Origin of the sequence: Micromonospora sp. NPDC000207, from assembly GCF_040300925.1 — a bacterium.
Lineage (GTDB): Bacteria > Actinomycetota > Actinomycetes > Mycobacteriales > Micromonosporaceae > Micromonospora.
On record NZ_JBEPEQ010000059.1, the window covers coordinates 1 to 20,984 of the forward strand.

The following is a 20,984-nucleotide window of genomic DNA, read 5'->3' on the forward strand; positions in this document are numbered from 1 at the left end:
ACGGGTGGGGGGGGGGGCCAAAACAACCCCCCCCCCCCTGGGGGGGGGGCGCCCCGGGGCGGGCGCTGGGGGGCGGGGGGGGGGGGGCCGGGGGGGGGGGGGCCCCCCCCCCGGACGGGGGGCGGGACCCGACGCGGGTCGGACGGTCAGGTCGGCGGCGCCTGGGCGGCGTCGGCGACGAGCAGTGTCAGCTCCCGGACGAGGGCGTCCATCGTCTGTCCGCTCTGGGCCCGGAGCAGGCCGAGGAGGAGGTCGGCGAGGAGGTGGAAGCCGAGGGTCCTGGCCTGTTCGGAGTCGAAGGCGGCGAGGAGTTCCTCGGCTCCGGCATGGTCGTCACGGTGGGTGGCGGCGATCACCCCGGCCGCGCGTTGCACCAGCTCCGCCACGGCGGGGGTGGGGGCCGGCACGCCGGTCAGATCCGGGGTGCGCCGGCGCGGGCGGCGTCGAAGCGGGCGGTCACGTCGGCCCAGTCGACGAGGTCCCACAGCCTGTCGACGTAGTCCGGGCGGACGTTGCGGTACTGCAGGTAGTAGGCGTGTTCCCAGGCGTCGAAGACCAGCAGCGGGGTGGTGCCCTCTCCGACGTTGCCGTGGTGGTCGTAGACCTGCTCGACGATCAGCCGCTGCCCCAGCGGCTCCCAGGCCAGGACGCCCCATCCGGAGCCCTGGACGCTCTTGGTGGCTGCGGAGAGCTGCCCGGCGAAGGCCTCGAAGCCGCCGAGGTGCTCGTCGATGGCGGCGGCCAGTTCCCCGTCGGGGCGGTCGCCGCCGTCCGGGGAGAGGTTGTTCCAGAAGATCGAGTGCAGGACGTGCCCGGACAGGTTGAAGGCGAAGGTCTTCTCCAGCCCCACGAGCCTGCCGAAGTCGCCCTTCTCCCGGGCCTCGGCGAGCTGGTCGAGGGCGTCGTTGCTGCCCTTGACGTACGCGGCGTGGTGCTTGCTGTGGTGCAGCTCCAGGATCTCGCCGGACATGGCCGGTTCCAGGGCGCCGTAGTCGTAGGGCATGTCGGGCAGGGTGTACGCCGTCATCAGCACTCCTTGATGGGTTCTGCCGAAACTTCGTTGTTGCCAGTATCTTGCAACAGGAAGCCTACGGTGTGGCGGGGTGGCGTGCGGGCGACCTCACAGTGAACAGCGGGTCCGCCCCTTTCACCCCTCTGATCATGCTGTTAGCTTTTGCCAAGACTTTGCAGGAACGACGGTGTCGCACTGGGGGTACGCAGATGGCCACCCTGCTGAAGGAGCAGGAGGACCTGCTCGGCGTCGCCACCCGCCGACGCCGTACGGGTGCCTGGCTGATCGGGCTCACCGCCGCGCTCCTGGTGACCGGGGTGGTGGCGGTCGGCTCCGGTGCCATCGGCATCGCCCCGCTCACAGTCACCCGGATCATCGGCCACCACCTCGTCGGGGTGCCCGGTGAGGTGACCTGGACCCTGTCGGAGGAGGCCATCGTCTGGCAGGTCCGGCTCCCCCGGGTCCTGCTCGGCATGCTGGTCGGCGCCGGACTGGCGGTCTGCGGGGTGGCCCTGCAGGCGATGGTCCGCAACGTGCTGGCCGACCCGTACCTGCTCGGCATCAACTCCGGGGCCTCCAGCGGGGCCGCCGCCGCGATCCTGTTCGGTGCCGGAGCCGGGTTCGGCCAGTACGCCCTGCCGACGAGCGCCTTCCTCGGCGCGCTCGCCGCCTCACTGCTGGTCTTCCTGATCGCGCGTACCGGCGGTCGGGTGACCTCGATCCGGCTGCTGCTGGCCGGGGTCGCCGTCGGGTACGCCCTCTACGCCACCACCAGTTTCCTGATCTTCGCCTCGGGGTCGGCCGAGGGTGCCCGGTCGGTGATGTTCTGGCTGCTCGGATCCCTCGGGCTGGCCCGGTGGAACGCCCTGCTCACGATCGCCGCCGTGGTGGTCCTCGGCACGATCCTCCTGCTGACCGTCGCCGGTCGGCGGCTCGACGTGCTGGCCATCGGTGACGAGACGGCGCAGACCCTCGGCGTGTCCCCCGACCGGTTCCGGATGCGCCTGCTCGTCGTGGTCTCCCTCACCGTCGGGATCCTGGTCTCCGCCGCCGGGAGCATCGGGTTCGTCGGCCTCGTCGTCCCCCACCTGGCCCGGCGCATCGTCGGGGCCCCGCACGTGCGGGTGGTGCCGGTGGCCGCCCTGCTCGGGGCCATCCTGCTGGTCTGGGCCGACGTGGTCGCCCGGGTCCTGCTGGCCCCGCAGGAGATCCCGATCGGCATCATCACCTCCCTGCTCGGCGCGCCGTTCCTGGTGATCCTGATCCGTCGTCTGCACGCCACCGGCGCCTGAGCGCCCGATCCCGTCGAGGAGAGTCATGTCCCGTCTCCGCCTGGCCGCCACCGCCGCCGCCTCGGCCACCGTGCTGCTCGTCGCCGCCTGCGGTGGCGGTGGTGGCGGCGGTGAGCCGTCAGCAGGCGGTGACGGCTACCCCCTGACGGTCACCAACTGCGGCACCGAGGTCACCTTCGACGCCGCCCCGCAGCGGGTCGTCCTGCTCAAGAGCGCCGCCGTGCCCTACCTGCAGGCCCTCGGGGTGCTGGACCGGGTCACCGCCCGGGCCGGGCAGTACCCGAAGGAGTACTACGACGCGGCCACCCAGACCGCCCTGGACCGGATCCCGCTGCTGACCGACAAGACCGACACCAGCGGCCACCTCCAGATCTCCCAGGAGGTGGTGATCAGCCAGCAGCCCGACCTGGTCCTCGGCGAGGTGGACAACCTGTCCCGGGACACCCTCTCGGCGGTGAACATCCCCCTGCTGGAGGAGCCGGCCATGTGCCCCGACAGCACGTCCACGCCGACCTTCGACGACGTCTACGCCCAGATGCAGTCCTACGGCCGGGTGTTCGGCCGCGAGGCGGAGGCCACCACTGCGGTGACGGCGCTCAGGGAACGGATGACAGCGATCCGGAGCAAGGTCGGGGACGGGTCCGGTCGTACGGCGGCGGTGCTGTACCCGACGGTCGGCGGGGGCACCACGTACGCGTACGGGACGGGGAGCATGGCCCATCCGCAGCTGGCGGCGGCGGGGCTGCGCAACGTCTTCGGCGACGTCGAGGAGCGGGTCTTCGAGGTCACCGTCGAGGAGCTGCTCGGCCGCAACCCCGACGTGCTGATCCTGCTGTACGGCGACGGTGACCCCCGCGCCGTCGAGCAGGCGCTGACCGGGCTGCCCGGCGCGCAGAACCTCAAGGCCGTACGCGACCGTGCCGTGCTGACCCAGCTGTTCAACTTCACCGAGCCGCCCTCGCCGCTGTCCGTCGACGGGCTGGAGCGGATCGTCGACAGGTTCGAGGCGACGTCGTGATCGAGGCGACCGACGTCTCCTGGCGGTACGGCGCGAACCCGGTGATCGACGGGGTCAGCGTCACCGCCCGACCGGGGCGGGTCCTCGGGCTGATCGGCCCGAACGGCAGCGGCAAGACCACCCTGCTGCGGTTGCTCTACGGCGCCCTGCGCAGCGGCACCGGACGGGTCGAGGTCGACGGCGACGAACTGTCCGCGCTGTCGGCGCGGGAGGCCGCCCGCCGACTGGCGGTGGTCGTCCAGGAGACCGGCGGCGAGACCGCCCTGACCGTGGCGGAACTGGTGCTGCTCGGGCGGGGGCCGCACCTGTCGACATTCCAACGCACCGGGCGGGTCGACCACGAGATCGCGGCCCGGTGCCTGACCCGGGTCGGCGCCGCCCACCTGGGCAACCGACCCTTCGGCCAGCTCTCCGGCGGTGAACGGCAGCGGACGCTGATCGCCCGCGCCCTGGCCCAGGAGGCCACCCACCTGCTGCTCGACGAGCCCACCAACCACCTGGACATCCGCTACCAGCACGAGATCCTGCACCTGGTCCGCACCCTGGGCACCTGCTCGGTCGTCGTCCTGCACGACCTGAACCTCGCCGCCCGGTACTGCGACGACCTCGTGCTGCTGGGCCGGGGCGGGGTCGCCGCCGCAGGCCCCACCGACACGGTGCTGGACCCGGCGGTCCTGGAGCCGGTGTACGGCATCGGCATCCGCCGCCTGGACCTCGACGGCGCCATCCACCTGCTGTTCCAGCCCATCGACACACGCACCGAGGAGAGGGCCTTCGCATGACAGTGCAGGACCGCATCAACACCTACTGGACCGGCCGCGCCCCGGGTTACGACGACTACCAGCAGCGCCCCGAGCGGCTCGCCGCCGACCGGGAGGCGTGGGCGGCGATCTGGGCGCGGGCCCTGCCGACGGCACCGGCGGACGTCCTCGACGTCGGCACCGGCACCGGGCAGGTCGCCATGGTGCTCGCCGGACTCGGTCACCGGGTCACCGCCACCGACCTGGCCGAGGGGATGCTGGAGCGGGCCCGCCAGCACGCCGCCACCGTCGCGAACGGGCCCGTCGTCCTGCGCGGTGACGCAGTGGACCCGGACTTCCCGGCCGGCAGCTTCGACGCGGTGACCAGCCGTTACCTGATGTGGACCCTGCGGGAGCCGGCCGTCGCCGTGGCGAACTGGGTGCGGCTGCTGCGTCCGGGGGGCACCGTCGCGGTGGTCGACAGCACCTGGTTCCCCGAGGGGCTGGAGAACGCCTCGGAGAACTTCACCGACCACTACGACGCCGAGGTACGCGCCAAGCTTCCGCTGGCCGCCGCCACCTCCATCGACCAGACCGTCGAGGTGTTGGAGCAGGCGGGGCTCGCCGACGTCACAGTCACCCCGTTGACGTCGATCTACGAACTGGACCAGCGGTTCGGTGTCGCACCCGGCCACGAGCACCAGATGCAGTTCCTGATCTCCGGTCGACGCTGAGGGCGTACGCACCGGCCCGCCCGGCGTCGTGCGCGACGCCGGGCACCGCCCCGTGACGGTGAACATCGGCTGGAACTTCCGCTCCCGTGGAGTCGACCGCGCCGAGCACGAGCCCGCACTCGTGACCGACTCCCGCCCCGCCCCGACGACGGTGGGAGTTCCGCTGTCCCGATCCTGGTGGCCGGGGGCATCGGCGGGCTCGGCGTGGTCGCGGCCCTGGTCCTGCTGCGCCGACGCGGACGGACGCCCTGACGGGGGTGTCTCCGCCCGCCCGTGGCAGGAGGTGACCGACAGGACGCTGCCCGACCCCGCCGAACACCTCACACAGATTCGGTACGGACAATATTTTGACCACCTTGAATACGGCACCGAATCCTCACTAGAATTGCCGACGTGGCGAATCAGGTGGAGATCGGTCCGGAACTGCTGGCGTACGTCAGGGAGTTCTCGCTGCGGGAGGACGACATCCTGCGCGAACTGCGGGTGCACACCGGCGAACTGCCCGGCGGGGAGGCCATGCAGGTGATGGCCGAGGAGGGCCAACTCCTCGCGCTCCTTGTCGCACTGATCGGGGCCACGAAGGTGCTGGAGGTCGGCACCTTCACCGGCTACAGCACCCTGTGCATGGCCCGGTCCCTCCCCCCGCACGGCCGGCTGGTGACCTGTGACATCAGTGGACGCTGGCCGGAGGTCGGCGCGGACTACTGGCGTCGCGCCGGTGTTTCGGAACGTATCGAGGTACGCATCGGCGCAGCCTCCGAAACCCTCGAAGAATTGATCTCGGAGGGCGGGGAGGACAGTTTCGATCTCGTTTTCGTCGACGCCGACAAAACGAATTATCCGCGGTACTACGAACTGGCTCTGCGGCTCGTACGGCCCGGGGGGCTGGTGGTGGTGGACAACACCCTGTTCTTCGGGCGGGTGATCGACCCGACAGCCGAGGACCCCGACACCGCCGGGGTCCGACAGGTCAACGTCATGATCCGCGACGACGATCGGGTGGACGTCAGTCTGCTCGCGATGGCCGACGGCATCACCCTGGCCCGCCGCCGCCCCCGCTGACCCGCCGACCCCATTGACCCGCCGACCGCGCTGGCCCGCCGGTCACCCGGCACCCCCACCGGCACCACCGGCGACGCCTGCCGGTCGGGGGGTCGCCGGTCGGTCCGCGTCGACCGGCGGCGCAACGGTCAGGTCGGGTGCGCTCAGGCTGACGGTCACCGGGGCGGGCTGCTCCCGCGCCACCAGGTGCAGCCGCTGCACACCACCGTCGGCGTCGAGGGCGAGGAGTTCGCGGCAGCCGCAGGGCTCCTCGTCGAAACCGGCGAACCGGTAGGCGACCTCCATCATCCGGTTGCGGTCGGTGGGGCGGAAGTCCGCCGCCAGGTGCACACCGGCTCGGGCGGCCTGGTCGACCAGCCAGGTCAGGATGACGGTGCCCGCGCCGAACGACACCACCCGGCACGAGGTGGCGAGCAGCCTCAGGTGCCACACCCCGGGATGCCTCTCCAGCAGCACCACCCCGACAGCGCCGTGCGGCCCGAACCTGTCGGTCAGCGTGGTGACCAGGACCTCGTACCGGGGTTCGACGAGCAGTGCCCGCAACACCTCGTCCGGATAGTGCACCCCGGTCGCGTTCATCTGGCTGGTCCGCAGCGTCAACTCCTCGACCCGGGACAGGTCCGCGTCGTCGGCCCGCCGGATGTGCATCACCAGGTCGAGCGAGCGGAGGAAGTCCTCCGCCGGGCCGGTGAACCGGGACTGCTCGTCGGCCCGCCGCTGGCCGGCCTGGTACATCTGCCGACGCCGACGGGCGTCGACTGTCACCGACGCCGGGCTGAACTCGGGGCGACCCAGCAGGGACACCGCCTCCCGGGCGTCGTAGCAGCGGACCTGCGGAAGGTGGAAGGCGACCTCGGCCCGCTCGGCCGGCTGGTCGTCGATGAAGGCGACGGTGTCGGGGGCGAAGGCCAACCGTTGCGCGATCCGGCGTACCGCGTCGGACTTCCGTCCCCACCCGATCTCCGGCACCACGAAGTACTCGGCGACACCGAGGTCCGTCAACCGCGCCCAGGCGAGGTCGTGGTCGTTACGGCTGCACACCGACTGCAGGATGCCCCGGGCGTCCAGGCCGGTGATCACCGCCCGGATCGGGTCGGGGAGCACGACCCGGGCGTCCTCCAGGAGGATGCCCTGCCAGAGGGTGTCGTCGAGGTCCCAGACCAGACACTTGACGATCGTGGGCGGAACACCCGCAACGGCGTCGGCCACTTCGGCTCCTTCGCTGACTGACGTTCCTCGGTGACCACCGGCGGTGTGGGCCGACGGTCGGTCGGCAGGGTGCCGGACCGGCGGGGTCACCGCCGGTGGAGGGCGCGATCGGCCAGCATCAGCTGGCACATCTCGGTACTGCCCTCAATGATCTCCATGACCTTGGCGTCGCGGTACGCCCGGGCGACCGGGTGACCGTCCTGCGCGCCGGCCGAGGCCAACACCTGGACCGCGTCGGCCGCCGCCCGCACGGCGTGCCCGGCGCTGACATACTTGGCCAGGACGGTGGCGGTGACCACCTCGGGGGAACCCTCGTCCCAGCAGCGGCTGGCGTGCTCGCAGACCCGGGTGGCGACCTGCTCGGCGGACCACAGGTCGGCCAGGTGCCTGGCGACGAGCTGGTGCTGGGCGAGGGGGTTGCCGAACTGGTGGCGGCGGCCGGCGTGGTCGACGGCCGCCGCCAGGCAGGCCTGCAGGATCCCGACGCAGCCCCAGGCGACCGAGATCCGGCCGTAGGTCAGGGCCGTGGTCACCAGCAGGGACAGTGACTGCCCGCCGTCGCCCAACAGGCTGTCGGTGGGCAACCGCACCCCGTCGAACCAGACGTCGGCGTGCCCCGCCGCCCGACATCCCAGCGGGTCGGAGCGCCGCCGTAGCCGGACCCCCGGTGCGGACCGGGGCACCACCACCACTGCCCCTCCCTCGCCGTACCGGGCGAAGACCAGGAACAGGTCGGCGTGTTCGGCGGCGGTCACCCACACCTTGTGGCCGTCGAGCAGGAGGGCGTCCCCCTCGATGGTGACTGTGGTGGCGATGGCCGACAGGTCGCTGCCCGCCTGGGGTTCGCTGAAGGCCACGGCGGCCGTCTCGGTGGAGGCCAGGCGGGGAAGCAGTGACGTCGCCTGTGCCCGGCTGCCCAGCCGCTCGACGGTCCAGGCGGCCATTCCCTGCGAGGTCATGACGCTGCGCAGCGAGCTGCACAGACTGCCCACCCGGGCGGTGAACACACCGTTGTCCAGGCTGCTCCACCCGGGTCCGCCGTGGGCGGTCGGGATCTGGGCGGCGAGCAGGCCGGCGGCGCCGAGCTTGCGGACCACCTCCTCGGGCAGTCGGCCCGCCCTGTCCCAGTCGGCCGCCCGGTCGCCGACCAGGTCGGCGACGGTCGCGGCGGCGACGACGGGCTCAGGCACCGTCGTCACCGGTCGGCCGCCGGAGCCGGTCGACCAGTGCCGCCATCCGCCGCACGGTACGGAAGTTCTCCAACCGCAGGTCGGTGCCGCGCACCGAGATGCCGTACGTCTGTTCCAGGTGCACCACCAGCTCCATCGCGAACAGGGAGGACAGCCCGCCGGCGGCGAACAGGTCGGTGTCGGTGGTCCAGGACCGCCCGGTGCGCGCCGACAGGAAACGCAGGAGTTCCGGCTGGACGGCGTCGCCACCGTCGGTGGTCCCCGACACCGCCTGCTCGGACGGGACAGTCATGTCAGGTCTCCCTCGTAGTCGTAGAAGCCCCGACCGCTCTTGCGGCCGAGGTGGCCGGAGCGCACCTTCGCCACCAGCAGGTCGCAGGGACGGCAGCTCTCGTCGCCGGTACGGGCGTGCAGCACCCACAGCGAGTCGACCAGGTTGTCCAGGCCGATCAGGTCGGCGGTGCGCAGCGGCCCGGTCGGATGCCCGAGACATCCCTGCATGAGCTGGTCGACGGACTCGACGCTCGCCGTGCCGGCGGCCACCACCCGCGCCGCAGTGTTGATCATTGGGTGGAGGATCCGACTGGTGACGAAACCCGGTGCGTCGTCGACCACCACCGGCTCCCGGCGGAGCACGGCGAGCAGCCTCCGTACCGCCGTCAGGGTCTGCGCGCCGGTACGGCGACCTCGGATGACCTCGACCGTCCGGATCAGGTAGGGCGGGTTCATGAAGTGGGTGCCGACCAGGTCCTCCGGCCGCGCCACCGCCCCGGCCAGTTCGTCGATCGGGATCGAGGAGGTGTTCGACACGATCGGGGTGCCCGGATCCACCAGGGCGGAGACGTCCGCCAGCACCTTCGCCTTGGCGTCGGGGTCCTCGGTGACCGCCTCGACGACCGCCACGAGGTTCCCGGCGTACCCCGTCGACACCTCGGCCAGGGACAGGCCGGCGTCGAGTGCGCCGGGGCTGGTGGAGTCCGGCAGCGCCCCCATCAGGCGGGCCGTGCGTACCTGCCTGTCGACCCGGGCCGGGGCCTCGGCCAGTCGGCGGCGGTCCACGTCGATCATCGACACGGCGACGCCGTGCCCGACCGCCAGGGCGGCGATGCCGGTACCCATCACCCCCGCGCCGAGCACCGCCAACCACGGCTCGGCGCCGGGGGTCGCGTTCTCCCCTGTCATTCGGAGTCTCCCTTCGTTGGGCGGCCGGGCAGGCGCAGCCCGGCCCCGGCGGCAACGGTCAGACCTGCGAGCGGTCGCCCTCCCGGTCACCGACCGCCGAGCCGTTGCCGTCCGCCGAGCCCGAGCCGTTGCCCACCGCCGAGCCGTTGCCCACCGCCGAGACCGAGCCGTTGCCCACCGCCGAGCCGTTGCCCGTCGCCGAGTCGGTGGCGGGGCCCGGGTGCCCGGGTGGGGCCGATCCGGTGGGGGCGGACGGGCCGGACGGTGACTGTGGGGTGTCGGCGGCGGGCTCGGTGTAGAACTGGCGCGCCCACTGCCGGTACCGGCCGATCGGCCCGTCCCCCCGGGCGAGCTTCGGCGCTTCGACGTGCTCCTGGTGATGCCACATCAGCAGGTCCGCGCCGGTGTCGACGGACGCCACCCGCTGGGCGATGACGCTGAGCAGCCGGGCGACGGGCAACGCCGTCGCCCGGGCGACAGGGTCGGGCAGGAAGGGCAGCCCGGTCAGCTCCAGCTTCGTACCGAACCGCAGCTGGATACGGCCCGGTCCGGTCGGGGTCGCGTGCAGCATGACGTACAGGTCACCCGCACCCCGGGGCAGCCGGGTACGGGCCGCGATGGTGGCCAACCCGATCACCGTCAGGGTGTAGGACTGTCGGACCTGGCGCATCACCGTGCCCCGGGCGGTCGCGGTGACCGTGCTGACCGGCTCCCCCATCACCGGCGAGCCCTCGATGACCAGGTCCCGTAGGCCGTGCAACGCCGGCAGGTGCCCCCAGTCGAACGCGTTCTCGATCACGTCCTGCGGGTGACCGGCGATGTCGAAGGTGTCGTGGCTGAAGGGTTGCCGATCGTCCATCGGGAAGACCGGGACCTCCCACTGCGGTGCGAGACCGAGGGAGTGCCGCCACACGTAGATCGACCCGTTGGCCTCGCACACCGGATACCGGGTCAGGGACGCCTTCGGCGGCGGCAGGTCGTACCCGGTCCGGACGCAGGCCCCGGAGGGGTCGAAGGCGAACCGGTGGAAGGGACAGACGATGTCCTCCCCGACGAGCGTCCCCCCGACGCCCAGGTGCGCCCCCAGGTGGGGACACTGCGGACGGACCGCCCGCAGCAACCCGCCGGGGGTCCGGTAGAGGACCACCTCCCCGCCCATGATCGACCGGGTGGTGATGGTCCCGGGCCGCACCTCGTCGGAGAAGGCCACGCAGAACCATCCGTTCGGATCCGGACGCGTGGGTGGGTGCAGCCGGTCGGCCGGGGCGGCCGTGTGCCGACGGACCTCGTGACTGCGGAGAAGCTGCTTGACGAGCGATTTCACGGCATCTCTCCTAGTGGGTGACCGGGCAGGTGCCGGGGCCCGATCGGGGGGACGGTACGGGTTGCGGCGCGGCGGCCGACGGCGCGGCGGCCCCGGTCGTCTCCGTCCGGCGGCGCGTCACCCGCAGGTGCAGTCCGCGCGAACTCAGGCTGGTCTCCACCTTGGGCCGGAACGGCTGGTCGCCGACGGGAGACAACTCCCAGCGGGCCACCACCGCGGTCAGGGCCAGGATCGCCTCGGTGAGGGCGAACTGGTCCCCGATGCACTTGCGGGCACCGGCACCGAACGGGATGTACCCGGCGCGCTCGGGGGCGGCACCCACCCACCGGTCCGGGTCGAACCGTTCCGGGTCGGCGTAGAGGTCGGGTCGACGGTGGATGAGGTACGGGCTGAGGACGAGGGTGTGGCCCCTGCGTAGCCGTACCCCGCCGAGGTCGACGTCCTGGGTGACGGTCCGGGTCATCATCCAGGCGGGCGGATACAGCCGGAGGGTCTCGGTGACCACCCGGGCGGCCAGGTCGAGCCGGGGCAGGTGGTCGGGGCCGCAGGGCTCACCCGCGAGAACGCGGACGGTCTCGGCGTGCAGGCGCTGCTGGACGTCCGGGTGGGTGGCCAACAGGTGCAACGCCCAGGCCAGGGTGATGGCGGTGGTCTCCATCCCACCGAGGAAGAAGGTGAGGGCCTGGTCGGCCAGTTCGGAGTCGCTCAGTCGTTGCTCGGCGTCGCTGCTCTCCACGTCCACCGCCGCGACGAGCGCGGAGAGCAGGTCGGCGTGGTCGGCCGGATCGGCGCGACGGGCGGCGACGATCTCGGCGATGGTGGCGGAGAGCCGGGCCCGGGCCTGGTCGTACCGGCGTTTGCTCGCCGTCGGCAGGCGGCGCAGCAGGGCCGGGGTCATCATCCGGCGGAAGAAGGCGCTCACCACCGTGTTGGTGTCGGCCAGGGCCCGGCGCAGGGTCTGCGCCGGCAGCGAGCCGCTGAACATCGTCTCCATGGTGGCCTGGGTGGTCAGCGTCATCATCTCGCGGGTGACGTCGAGGACCTGACCGTCCTGCCACGTCCGGGCCGTGCTCTCGGACGCCCTGGCGAACACCGCCGCGTACCCGTGCAGGCGGCGGGGGTGGAAGGACGGCTGGCACAGCCGCCGCTGCCGCCGGTGCAGCGGGTACGGGCAGGTGGACAGGCCGTCGCCGATGACCTCACGGATGCGGTCGTAGATCGGGCCGCCCTTGTCGAAGGTGCGGTCGTTGACGAAGACCTGCCGGGTCAGGGTCGGGTCACAGATCAGCACCGCCGTGGTCGGACCCAACCGGACCCGGACCATCCTCGGATGCCCGGCCAGGGACAGGATGAACGCCAGCGGGTCCCGCAGCAGGGGCAGCGCGTGTCCCAGCAGCGGCAGCGCGCCCGGTGCCAGGGGGATCGACGCGGTGCTCGCCGTACTCGTGTCTGTCATGGGACAACCTCGTTTCGGTCTGGTCGGTCCGACGGCTACCGGTGCCCGTGCCGTCGACCCGTCGGGGCTGCCGCGCTCGGGCCGTCGGGCGGGCGGGTGATCTCGATCAGGGCGGTGGTCCAGCGGAAGCCGAGACCGAAGCTCACGACGAGGATCCGTTCGCCGACCCGGAGGGCACCGGTGCGGAACATCCGGTCCAGGGCGAGCAGGACGTCGCAGGGTCCGGCGTGGCCCAGGTGACGGCCGAAGGCCCAGTTGGTGTCGGCCGCCCGACGGTGCAGCGGGGGGCCGGAGAGCACCAGGTCGAGCACTGCCGACCCGATGGCGATGGCCACCACGTGCGAGATGTCGGCCGGCTCCAGGCCGGTCTCGCCGAGGACGGTCTCGACGCAGTGGCGGGTGGACCGTTGCAGCGCCCCGATGTGGGGCAGGAGTCCGGTCTGCTCGACGAGGAACCGCCGACCGGATCCGCCTGCGGGATCCTGTTCACCGGCCCGGGTCAGCACCTCCAGCTGCGGTTCGGTGGCCTGGGCGGTGGCCAGCAGGCGGGCGAACCCGGTGCCCCGGGTGAGGACCGCGGCGGCGCCGGCGTCACCGGCGACGTACCCGATCTCCCGGACGTGACCCCACCGGTGGTCGGGGAACCGGGCACCGGCGGTGACCAGCGCGGCCGGGGCGGTGGGCTGGGCGGTCAGGTGCTCGGCGGCGGTCACCAGCGCGGCGGCCCCGCCGTCGCTGGCGGCACCGACCTCGATGCCTGTGGTACGGGTGGCACCGAGGACCCGCAGGAGGTAGGGCGCGGGCGTGTAGTGGTCCTCGTCCTGGAAGGTGGCGTGGACCAGCAGGCTGAGATCGGCGCTGGCCACGTCGGCGTGCCGCAGTGCCTTCAGCGCCGCGCGGGCGGCCATCTGGGTCGCTGTCTCTCCCGTGGAGACCGCCGCCGAGGTGAAGCCGTTGGCCGCCGCCATGGACTGCGGACCGGATGACGTCTCCCACGGGTCGTGCTCCGGTCGGATCGGGGGTATCCAGGCGCCGGTTCCGGCGATCGTGATGTCGTGCCACAACACCGTGGTCTCCTCGGCTGTCAGGGAAGGGCCGGTCGGGGGGCGTCGGCGTACGGCCGGACCAACCTCCCGCTGTGGTCGGTGGCGTGGGCGCTGACCCCGGTCATCCGGGCCAGGACCCGGCCGTCACCGGTCAACGCGGTCAGCGCCCCGTCGGCGAACCGGCAGTGCAACCGGATCGTCGGATGTGCGGCGCTGAGCTGGCAGTCGTTGCCCGCCCCACCGAGGTCCACCACCTCGATGCCGGCCATCGGGCCGACCAGGGGTGGGTGGTCTCCACGTGGCGGCAGGAGCAACAGGTGCACCATCGCGTCCAGCAGGATCGCCGGAACTGTCATCCCGGCCAGGGCCGGTCCCCACGCCTGGTGGTCGAGGCGGAACGTGGCGCTCGTACCGTCCGGACCCCGCGCGTAGTCACCGGTGCCGGCGAACGGTCCGCTCAGGGTGATCGGCAGGTCAGCGGAGTAGACAGGCATGGTGAAGTCCGGTTCGGGTTGATGCGGCACCCTGTCGGTCGGTGCGGTGAGTGACGGGTGGCTGTCGGCCAGGACCACTGTCGTCTCGCAGAGCAGGTCGTTGAAGCGCAGGACCTTGCCGTTGCGCCCGACGCGGTGGGTGGTGATCCGCACCGCCACCTCGGCGTGGTCGGGCCCACTGTCGGTGAGGCGGGCCTCCACGGTGATGGTGCGGGGTGGCCCGGCGGACCGGACCGTCACCGACGTCCGGCAGACGAGGTCACGGAATCCGGTGACGACGAGGCCGGGGCAGAGGTGCCCGGCCGCACCGGCGGCGGCCTCCAGCGCGAACGTGCCGGGTAGCACGTACTCCCCGTTGACCCGGTGGTGGCGCATCCACCGGCCGTCCTGTTCGGCCAGGGTGTGCGGCTCCCAGGTCTTGGTGAACACGGCCCAGCGGTCGCCCCGCAGCAGGACCCCGTCGAGCAGCGGCGAGGTCAGGGCCGGGTCCGGCGGGGCGGGCGGGGGCGCGTCCGGGGCGGGCGACGAAAGTCGGACTTCGCCGCCGTCGGTGCTGATCCCGCGCTGCCCGAGCAGGACGCGTTCCTCCTCCCGGATGAAGAAGACCACAGCGCCGGCGGTGGGCCGGGTCACGGCCGAGAGGAACTGTGCGGTGCCCTGAGCGGTGCTGATGTAGGCATCCATCCGGTTGCGTCTGAGGGTCTCCTGCATCGCGGCGCTGCTGGCGACGCCCACCTCCCGCCAGCCGCTCCACAGGATCGCGAGTTCCCGGTGCCCGTCGGGGGCGTGTCGGTCGGCCCAGGCACTCGCGTACGCCAGGTACTCGTTGACGGCGCAGTAGTCGATGTCGCCGGGGGCGGGGGCGAGCGTGGCCAGGGTGCTGAAGTTGCACCAGATCCGGGGCGGTCGACCGGCCAGGGCACGTCTGAGGTTGCGGTATCCGGCTGCCTTGGTGGCCCGTACCGCTCGGAAGTCGGCAAGGGTCTTCGCGTGCAGGGCCCGGGAACGCAGGTCGAGGACGGTGTTGACGAGCAGGTCGATCTGCCCGTGCCGGTCGAGGATCTCGCCGAGCACGGCGGCGGTCCGGTCGGCGTCCAGGACGTCGCACACCCGATGGTGGACCCGGTCCGGCCCGCACAGCCGGGTCAACCGTTGCACGGTCCGGCTCACCTCCAGGCGGGCCTGGGCCTGCTCGTAGGCGGCCTTGAGGTCCCGCACCGACGCGTCGGGCTGTCGGCGTCGTCGGTCGGCGATGAACTCCGCCTGGGGTGGCAGCGGGTCGTCGGTCTCCGGCAACGGGGTGCGGCCGATGACGTACAGGTGTGGCCGGTCGCCGGTGCGGGCGAGCGCGTCGAGGAGTTCGGGGGTGATGCCACGTGCGCCACCGAAGGCCACCACGACCGCGTCCGGCGGCAGCGCGGACTCTCCCGCCCGGTACGGCTGGGCGTCGTCGTCGGCGACGGCAAGTTCGGACCAGGCATCGCCGCGACAGGCCACCGTGTGGGTCGGCGTGCCGACGGTCCCGGCCCGTGCCGCCTGCCGCAGCGCGGTCGGGGCGTCCAGGGCATCGGTGAGCAGGGTGTTCCCGCCGCACTGGGGCACCTCGGCCCGGACCGAGCGGACGAGCCCGGTGAAGAGTCCACCGAGCGGGTGGACCAGCCCGTCCGGCAGCGCCCCGAGCAGGACCGCGGCGAGCGTACCGCCGGACCGCAATGCGGGCAACGCCGCCCGCAGGGTGGTGAACGCCAGGTCCTGGAGGTCCTCCAGCCGGGCCGCCTCGGTGTCGTCGGCGTCGTCGGCGGGGGGTGTCAGTCGGGACAGGATCCGGACGTGGCGCGGGACGAACGGCAATCCGGCGAGGGCGTCGGCGGCCGCCTCGGGGGGCACGTGGGTGGCGGCGGCCAGCCCCGGGGCCGGTGACCAGACGGCGACGTCCGGGCCGGCGACCGCGACGGCGAGGTCCGGGGTGTCGGTGACGACGATGCTGCCCGCCGGGATCGCCGGGGCCTCCCCCTCCGGTGGCGGTGTGGTGATCGGACGCAGGCGGAAGGTCTGTCGTCGGCCGATGGTCTCCTCGACCGGGCCGGTGACCCGGATCGACGGCGAACCGGGGGCGGCGGGGGTCACGACGACGTCCGCCGAGGTGACGACGGCGCGCAGGACCGCCAGCAGGGCGTCCAGCGCCAGGTAGGTCCGACCGGCGTCGGCCAGCGCGGGCAGGGTGTGTGCCGGTGCGGCCGGGTGCGGGTCGCCGGTGCCGTCGACGGTGGTGGCGAGCACACCCAGGACGGGCAGGCCGTAGTCCCTGGCGGTCGACCGACGGGCGATCGCCACGACGGCGGCGCCCTCGGCGACGGACCGGCCCGGCGGAACGAGCCCGTCGAGGTGGCGGGCCCAGCCGCTGATCGGCCGGAGGCTGACCGCCCCCACCAGGGCCAGGTCGCAGGCCCGGTGGCGGAGTTGGCGCAGGGCCAGGTCGAGGGCGCAGTGGGTGGAGTCGCGGTGGGCGTAGACGCTGGTCCCGAAGCCCCGGAAGTCGTAGTAGTTGGCGGCCCGACCGGACAGGATGCAGGAGACGGCCCCGGTGAAGTCGTCCTCGTTCAGCTCGCGGGGGATCACGTCGTCGGCGTCCGCGAGCGCCTTGGCGAGATACTCCCTGAGCGTCTCGGCGTGTCCGGCGTCGGGCAGCAGGTCGAACGTCGCGGCACACTCCCCCGCGTGCACCCGCAGGGCGGCGCGGGCGTTGTGCGTGGTCGGCAGGGTCGCCCCGACCAGGACCGCTGTGGTCGGGCGCAGGGTGGTGCCGGGCTCCCCGAGGTCACGCAGGAGCGGACCCAGCGCCTGGAGCATCATCAGGTGGGCCGGGTCCATGTGCCGCATCGTCCGTGGCGGGATCCGCACGTCGAGGGGGGACGGCAACGGGTACGGGGTGCCGAAGTCCAGGTGCGGGGAGGGGCCGTCACCGGCGAGCCAGGCGGGCACCCGGTCACGGTCCAGGCCGGGCAGGTGCGTGTTCCAGCCCACCACGACCAGGTCCTCGTCGGCCGCCCCCGGATCGGGTGCCGGCCGACGGCTGACGGGCGGGGCGACAGGTACCCGGTCGGAGAGGACCACGTGGGCGTCCGCTCCCCCGAGGCCGAACGACGAGACTCCGACCACCCGGGGGCGGGCCTCGTCGGCCGGCCACGGCGTGTCAGTGACCGGCACCGTCAGTCGGGTGCCGTCGCCCAACAGCGGGTGGGGGTCGGTGACCACTGTGTGGCCGGGGACGGTGCGGTTGGCCAGGGCCACCAGCGCGTGCGCCACAGACACCAGACCGGCCAGGACGCCGGTGTGCCCGAAGACCTGCTTGTTCGACGTCAGCAGGCACGGCCGGTCCCGTTCGCCCAGCCGCGACAGCAGGGAGCGCAGCTCCACCTCGTCACCCACCGGGGTGCCGGTGCCGTGCGCCACCACCCAGTCCACGTCGGCGGCGTCGACCCCGGCGTCGGACCAGGCCCGGCCGATCGCCAACTCCTGCCCCCGGGTGGCTGGGGCGTGGATGCCCTTGCCCCGGCCGTCGGCGGCCAGGCCGGTGCCGAGGATGACGCCGTGCACCCGGTCGCCGTCCGCCACGGCCCGCGAGTACGGCTTCAGCGCGAGCATGACGGCACCCTCGCCGATCAGGGTTCCGTCGGCCGCCTGGTCGAACGGGCGGATCCGCCCACTGGTGGTGATGCCCTGGGCCCGGCAGAAGAGCGTGAAGCCGATCGGTTCGATCACCGACGTGCCGCCGACCAGTGCCACGTCACAGCTGCCCTCACGGAGCGCCTTCACCGCGGCGTCCAGGCAGAACAGGCCGGTGGCGCAGGCCGCGTCGAGGGTCAGGTGCTGCGCGTCGTCGGGGACCAGCCCCCGCAGCGCGTTGCGGGAGACGGCGGCGGGCAGGTACGCCTTCGGGTCCCCGCCGTCCCCTCCGTAGTGGGCACTGATCGCGTGGTCGGCGAGTTCGGCCAGCCAGTCGTCGTCGCCGCTGGCCTTGACGGCATCCCGGATGAGGCGCTGGTACTCGTCGCCGAGGACGACACCCTGCGTACCGAGTCCGGTCTGGTCGTGGATCCCGGTGGTCGCCGCGAGCCACCTGTCGGTCGGACGTCGACCGACCCCGGCCAGGGCCTGGACCGCGCAGTGCCGCAACCAACGGGTGGTCCTAGGCCACCCGGGGTGCCCCACGTTCCCGTCGGGTTCGCCGACCGAGGCCGGTTCGGGGACGAAGCTCTGCATGTAGCCGGCCTCGCGGACGTAGAAGCTGTCGGTCGCCTCCGCGCTGGCCGACCAGAAGTGCTCCAGGTCGAAGGCGGACGGCTCGCTGGCGAGCAGCGCACCCTCCCGCAGCCTGTCGTACAGTTCCGCCGGGTTGTTCGCACCGGGTAGGGCCACTCCGAGGCCGACCACGGCGATGGCGTCGTACCCCGGTCCGTCCACGGTGCCGGTCGGATCCGGGGTGGCCGTCGGCACCGGGGTCACGGTCGGTGCCGGGGCTGCCGTCGACACCGGGGTCGCGGTCGGTGCCGGGGCTGCCGTCGGCACCGGGGTCACTGTCGGTGCCGGGGTGGCGAGCGCGGCAGAGGGCACGGGTACGGGTACGGGCGCGGCCGACACCGGCGCAGCAGGGGGCACGGGCGCGGCAGAGGTGGACGCGGGCGACACCGGCACGGCGGACACCGGCTCAGCGGACACCGGCGCGGGCGACGCCGGCTCAGCGGACGTCGGCACGGGCATGGTGGCCGGGGTCGGGCGGGGTCGGGCGGGGACACCGACGTGGGCGGCGAGCTTGCTGTGCAGTCGCAGGCCCTGCATCCCACCGATGCTGATCCCGCCGTCGGCGACGACTGTCTGCCCGGTGATGAACCCGGCGTCCGGATGGAGGAAGTGGACGATCAGCCGGGCCGCCTCGGGGGTCGTGATGGTGCGTCGCATCAGGTCGCTGGTCTCGGCCGGGTCGCCGAGCGCCGCCGCCGGATCGTCGAGGTTGACGACGATCTCGCTGGCGACGGAACCCAACAGGACGGTGTTGACCCGGATGTCCTGGTCGGCCAGTTCCAGCGCCAGGTACCGGACCATCGACTCCAGGGCGGCCTTGGTGACGCCACCGGGGCCGTACCCGGGGACCGGCTGGTGTGCGCCGACGCTGGACAGGCAGAGGATGCCCGCCCCGGGACGGCCCGTCATCAGCTCGGCCGCCCGGCGGGAGCAGTGGTAGGCCCCCATCACGTTCGTGGACCAGGCCCGCTGCCAGTACGTGTCGTCGACGTCGAACAGGGGCAGGAACGCCCCGCCGGCAGCGTTGTTGATCAGGAAGTCGAGGCCACCGTGTCGTTCCCGTACCAGGTCGAACATCCGGTCGATCTCGCTGCGCTTGGCCACCGAGGCCCTGATGAACTCGCAGCTGTGGCCGGCCTCCGTCAGCTCCGCCCGCAACCGTTCGGCCTGGTCGACGGAGTGGAAGTAGTTGACGATCACGTGGGCACCGCAGCCGGCCAGTCGACGGACGATGTCCGCCCCGAGGCTCTTGGCGGCCCCGGTCACCAGCGCTACCCGCCCGTGCAGGCTCTCCGTGGCGGTCATCGTGCGGCCGCCTCCGTCCGGGCGTCGACGACGGCCTGCGCGATCCGCCCGAGAGTGCCGACGGTCAGCAGGGAGGTGTTGGCCCGCAGGTCGGGCAGGCCGAACCGGTCGGCCACCCGGCCGAGCAGGGCGACCTGCTTGAGCGACTCCACCCCGAGGTCGGACTCCAGGCCGTCGTCGGCACCGAGCAACTCGGGCGGGTAGCCCAGGTAGTCGCCGTACATGGCGCGGATCTCGGCCAGCACCACCGCGTACTCGCCGGCCGTGTCCGTCGGCGCGGCCGACGGGGTCGCCACGACCGGGGGTGCGGACGTCTCCGGGGCGGCCGGAGTCGGTGGTGCCACGGCGGCGGGCACGGCAGCGGGGGTGACGACCGGCGGCACGACGGTGGGCGCAACGACCGGGGCCACGACGGCAGGCGGGACGACAGCGGGCGTGACGGCCGGCGGGACGGCCGGGGCCACGGCGGCGGGCGGGACGACCGGAGCCGGGGGCGTCGGGGCGGGTGCGGGTGCCGGGGGGACCAGGGCGGAGGCCGGGGGGTCCACCCGGATGGCTGGACGGTCGGCGGCGGGCGGTGCCGCGGGCGGGCGGATCCGGGGCGGCACCGTGCCGGGGGCCCCGCCGGCGAGCGCCCGGACCGCCGCGACCGGGTCGTGTTCGCTCAGCGGCACGACGGACTGCACACCGGGGATCGAGGCCTCGACGAACCGGGTGACGACGGGCCACTCCCCGCACTCCACGAACGCGTCGGCACCGGCGGCGTGCAGGGCCCGTACCGTGTGCAGCATCCGGACCCGGGCGGTGAGCGCACCGGCCACCAACTCCACCGGGTCGTCGTCGCCGACGTCCCGGCCCAGCCACGGGGAGGACACCCGCCACCGTCCGGCACCGTAGGGCACCCGTGGGGCGGTCGCCAGCAGGTCCCGGGCTGCCTGCGCAACCGCCGGGGTGTGGGTGGGATGCGGGACGTCGAGCCGGACGCTGGGCCAGCCGAGCGCCTCGGCCACCCGCTCGGCCTCGTCGATCTGCGGCGTCGGGCCGCTCAGGACGCTCTGCCGGGGCGTGTTCTCGCAGGCCAGCACCAGGTGGGGATGGCCGATCAGCCCGGCGAGCGACTCGGCCCGACGGCCGTCCACCCCGACCGCCAGCATCCGGCCGGCCCAGTTCTGCCGGGTCAGCGCCTGGGACCGGGCCACCGCCAGGCGCGCGGCGTCCGCCACCGACACGTGTCCGGCGGCGGCAAGGGCCCACAACTCCCCGATGCTCTGTCCCACTATCGCGACGGGTTCGACCCCCTCGGCGATCAGCAGGTGGTACGTCGAGATGCTGACCGCGAAGATCTCCAGGTACTGCACCTCGGGGCTGTACGGCCGCTCACCGGTGTCGTCCTGCTCGATCAGCCGGGTGCTGATGTCGGGCAGCCCCAGTTCCCGGGCCGCCTTGTCGATCCGGGTCAGCGCCTCGCGTACCGACTCGTAGCGGCCGTGCAGGTCGCGCAGGACTCCCCCACGGGGGGCAGCCACCGTACCGGGCATGACGAAGACAGAATTCACCATGTGCGTCACCCTCATCTTCCGTCCCGGTGGCCGGTGTGCCGCCGCGACCAGCCGGGCTC

16 protein-coding genes are annotated in these 20,984 nt (G+C 73.0%); 5 read left to right on the plus strand and 11 right to left on the minus strand.

The window, feature by feature from the left end:
- Window positions 1-146: 146 nt before the first annotated feature.
- Together ABT336_RS16150 and ABT336_RS16155 are read right to left on the minus strand one after the other, a co-directional pair.
- Window positions 147-407, minus strand: a complete 261-nt coding sequence (locus tag ABT336_RS16150) for a superoxide dismutase (RefSeq protein ID WP_350897394.1) — start codon at window positions 405-407, stop codon at window positions 147-149.
- Window positions 408-412: 5 nt separating this feature from the next.
- A complete protein-coding gene (locus tag ABT336_RS16155; protein ID WP_350897395.1) occupies window positions 413-1,027 on the minus strand; it encodes a superoxide dismutase in 615 nt (204 codons plus the stop codon).
- A gap of 194 nt (window positions 1,028-1,221) precedes the next feature.
- On the opposite strand from ABT336_RS16155, the gene ABT336_RS16160 reads away from it, so the two are divergent.
- The 5 genes from ABT336_RS16160 to ABT336_RS16180 all read left to right on the plus strand — a co-directional run bounded on the left by ABT336_RS16160 (window position 1,222) and on the right by ABT336_RS16180 (window position 5,858).
- Entirely contained in the window at window positions 1,222-2,304 is a 1,083-nt protein-coding gene (locus ABT336_RS16160; protein ID WP_350897396.1) for a FecCD family ABC transporter permease, read from the plus strand.
- 25 nt (window positions 2,305-2,329) lie between these two features.
- Window positions 2,330-3,322, plus strand: coding sequence for an ABC transporter substrate-binding protein (locus tag ABT336_RS16165; protein ID WP_350897397.1), 993 nt, complete (start codon window positions 2,330-2,332; stop codon window positions 3,320-3,322).
- Window positions 3,319-4,104, plus strand: coding sequence for an ABC transporter ATP-binding protein (locus ABT336_RS16170; protein ID WP_350897398.1), 786 nt, complete (start codon window positions 3,319-3,321; stop codon window positions 4,102-4,104). The genes ABT336_RS16165 and ABT336_RS16170 overlap by 4 nt, the downstream gene beginning before the upstream one ends.
- Window positions 4,101-4,796: a class I SAM-dependent methyltransferase gene (locus ABT336_RS16175; protein ID WP_350897399.1), complete on the plus strand. Its 696-nt coding sequence runs from the start codon at window positions 4,101-4,103 to the stop codon at window positions 4,794-4,796. The genes ABT336_RS16170 and ABT336_RS16175 overlap by 4 nt, the downstream gene beginning before the upstream one ends.
- 393 nt (window positions 4,797-5,189) lie before the next feature.
- Window positions 5,190-5,858 (plus strand): O-methyltransferase, encoded by a 669-nt coding sequence (locus ABT336_RS16180; RefSeq protein WP_350897400.1) that lies wholly within the window; start codon window positions 5,190-5,192, stop codon window positions 5,856-5,858.
- A gap of 42 nt (window positions 5,859-5,900) precedes the next feature.
- On the opposite strand, the gene ABT336_RS16185 is transcribed toward ABT336_RS16180, so the two are convergent.
- The 9 genes from ABT336_RS16185 to ABT336_RS16225 form a co-directional block, all read right to left on the minus strand.
- A complete protein-coding gene (locus ABT336_RS16185) occupies window positions 5,901-7,067 on the minus strand; it encodes an HAD-IIIC family phosphatase (RefSeq protein WP_350897401.1) in 1,167 nt (388 codons plus the stop codon).
- An 86-nt stretch (window positions 7,068-7,153) separates the two neighbouring features.
- A complete protein-coding gene (locus ABT336_RS16190; RefSeq protein ID WP_350897402.1) occupies window positions 7,154-8,257 on the minus strand; it encodes an acyl-CoA dehydrogenase family protein in 1,104 nt (367 codons plus the stop codon).
- Window positions 8,250-8,549 (minus strand): acyl carrier protein, encoded by a 300-nt coding sequence (locus ABT336_RS16195; protein ID WP_350897403.1) that lies wholly within the window; start codon window positions 8,547-8,549, stop codon window positions 8,250-8,252. The genes ABT336_RS16190 and ABT336_RS16195 overlap by 8 nt, the downstream gene beginning before the upstream one ends.
- A complete protein-coding gene (locus tag ABT336_RS16200; RefSeq protein ID WP_350897404.1) occupies window positions 8,546-9,439 on the minus strand; it encodes a 3-hydroxyacyl-CoA dehydrogenase family protein in 894 nt (297 codons plus the stop codon). Before ABT336_RS16200 ends, ABT336_RS16195 begins: the two co-directional genes overlap by 4 nt.
- Before the next feature lie 58 nt (window positions 9,440-9,497).
- Window positions 9,498-10,763: a Rieske 2Fe-2S domain-containing protein gene (locus ABT336_RS16205; protein WP_350897405.1), complete on the minus strand. Its 1,266-nt coding sequence runs from the start codon at window positions 10,761-10,763 to the stop codon at window positions 9,498-9,500.
- A gap of 10 nt (window positions 10,764-10,773) precedes the next feature.
- On the minus strand, window positions 10,774-12,219 hold the full coding sequence (locus tag ABT336_RS16210) for a cytochrome P450 (RefSeq protein WP_350897406.1): 1,446 nt from the start codon (window positions 12,217-12,219) through the stop codon (window positions 10,774-10,776).
- Between the two features lie 35 nt (window positions 12,220-12,254).
- Window positions 12,255-13,286 carry a 3-oxoacyl-[acyl-carrier-protein] synthase III C-terminal domain-containing protein gene (locus ABT336_RS16215; RefSeq protein ID WP_350897407.1) on the minus strand — a complete coding sequence of 344 codons (1,032 nt, stop codon included), beginning with the start codon at window positions 13,284-13,286 and terminating at the stop codon, window positions 12,255-12,257.
- 17 nt (window positions 13,287-13,303) lie between these two features.
- Window positions 13,304-19,366, minus strand: coding sequence for an SDR family oxidoreductase (locus ABT336_RS16220; protein ID WP_350897408.1), 6,063 nt, complete (start codon window positions 19,364-19,366; stop codon window positions 13,304-13,306).
- Window positions 19,363-20,925, minus strand: coding sequence for an acyltransferase domain-containing protein (locus ABT336_RS16225; protein WP_350897409.1), 1,563 nt, complete (start codon window positions 20,923-20,925; stop codon window positions 19,363-19,365). The genes ABT336_RS16220 and ABT336_RS16225 overlap by 4 nt, the downstream gene beginning before the upstream one ends.
- Window positions 20,926-20,984 lie beyond the last annotated feature (59 nt).

What these genes read in the sequence shown, in the direction of transcription:
- ABT336_RS16160 (WP_350897396.1), top strand. Translation starts at nt 1,222, where the DNA reads ATGGCCACCCTGCTGAAGGAGCAGGAGGACCTGCTCGGCGTCGCCACC.
- ABT336_RS16195 (WP_350897403.1), bottom strand. Translation starts at nt 8,549, where the DNA reads ATGACTGTCCCGTCCGAGCAGGCGGTGTCGGGGACCACCGACGGTGGC.
- ABT336_RS16165 (WP_350897397.1), top strand. Translation starts at nt 2,330, where the DNA reads ATGTCCCGTCTCCGCCTGGCCGCCACCGCCGCCGCCTCGGCCACCGTG.
- ABT336_RS16155 (WP_350897395.1), bottom strand. Translation starts at nt 1,027, where the DNA reads ATGACGGCGTACACCCTGCCCGACATGCCCTACGACTACGGCGCCCTG.
- ABT336_RS16200 (WP_350897404.1), bottom strand. Translation starts at nt 9,439, where the DNA reads ATGACAGGGGAGAACGCGACCCCCGGCGCCGAGCCGTGGTTGGCGGTG.
- ABT336_RS16225 (WP_350897409.1), bottom strand. Translation starts at nt 20,925, where the DNA reads ATGGTGAATTCTGTCTTCGTCATGCCCGGTACGGTGGCTGCCCCCCGT.
- ABT336_RS16210 (WP_350897406.1), bottom strand. Translation starts at nt 12,219, where the DNA reads ATGACAGACACGAGTACGGCGAGCACCGCGTCGATCCCCCTGGCACCG.
- ABT336_RS16220 (WP_350897408.1), bottom strand. Translation starts at nt 19,366, where the DNA reads ATGACCGCCACGGAGAGCCTGCACGGGCGGGTAGCGCTGGTGACCGGG.
- ABT336_RS16175 (WP_350897399.1), top strand. Translation starts at nt 4,101, where the DNA reads ATGACAGTGCAGGACCGCATCAACACCTACTGGACCGGCCGCGCCCCG.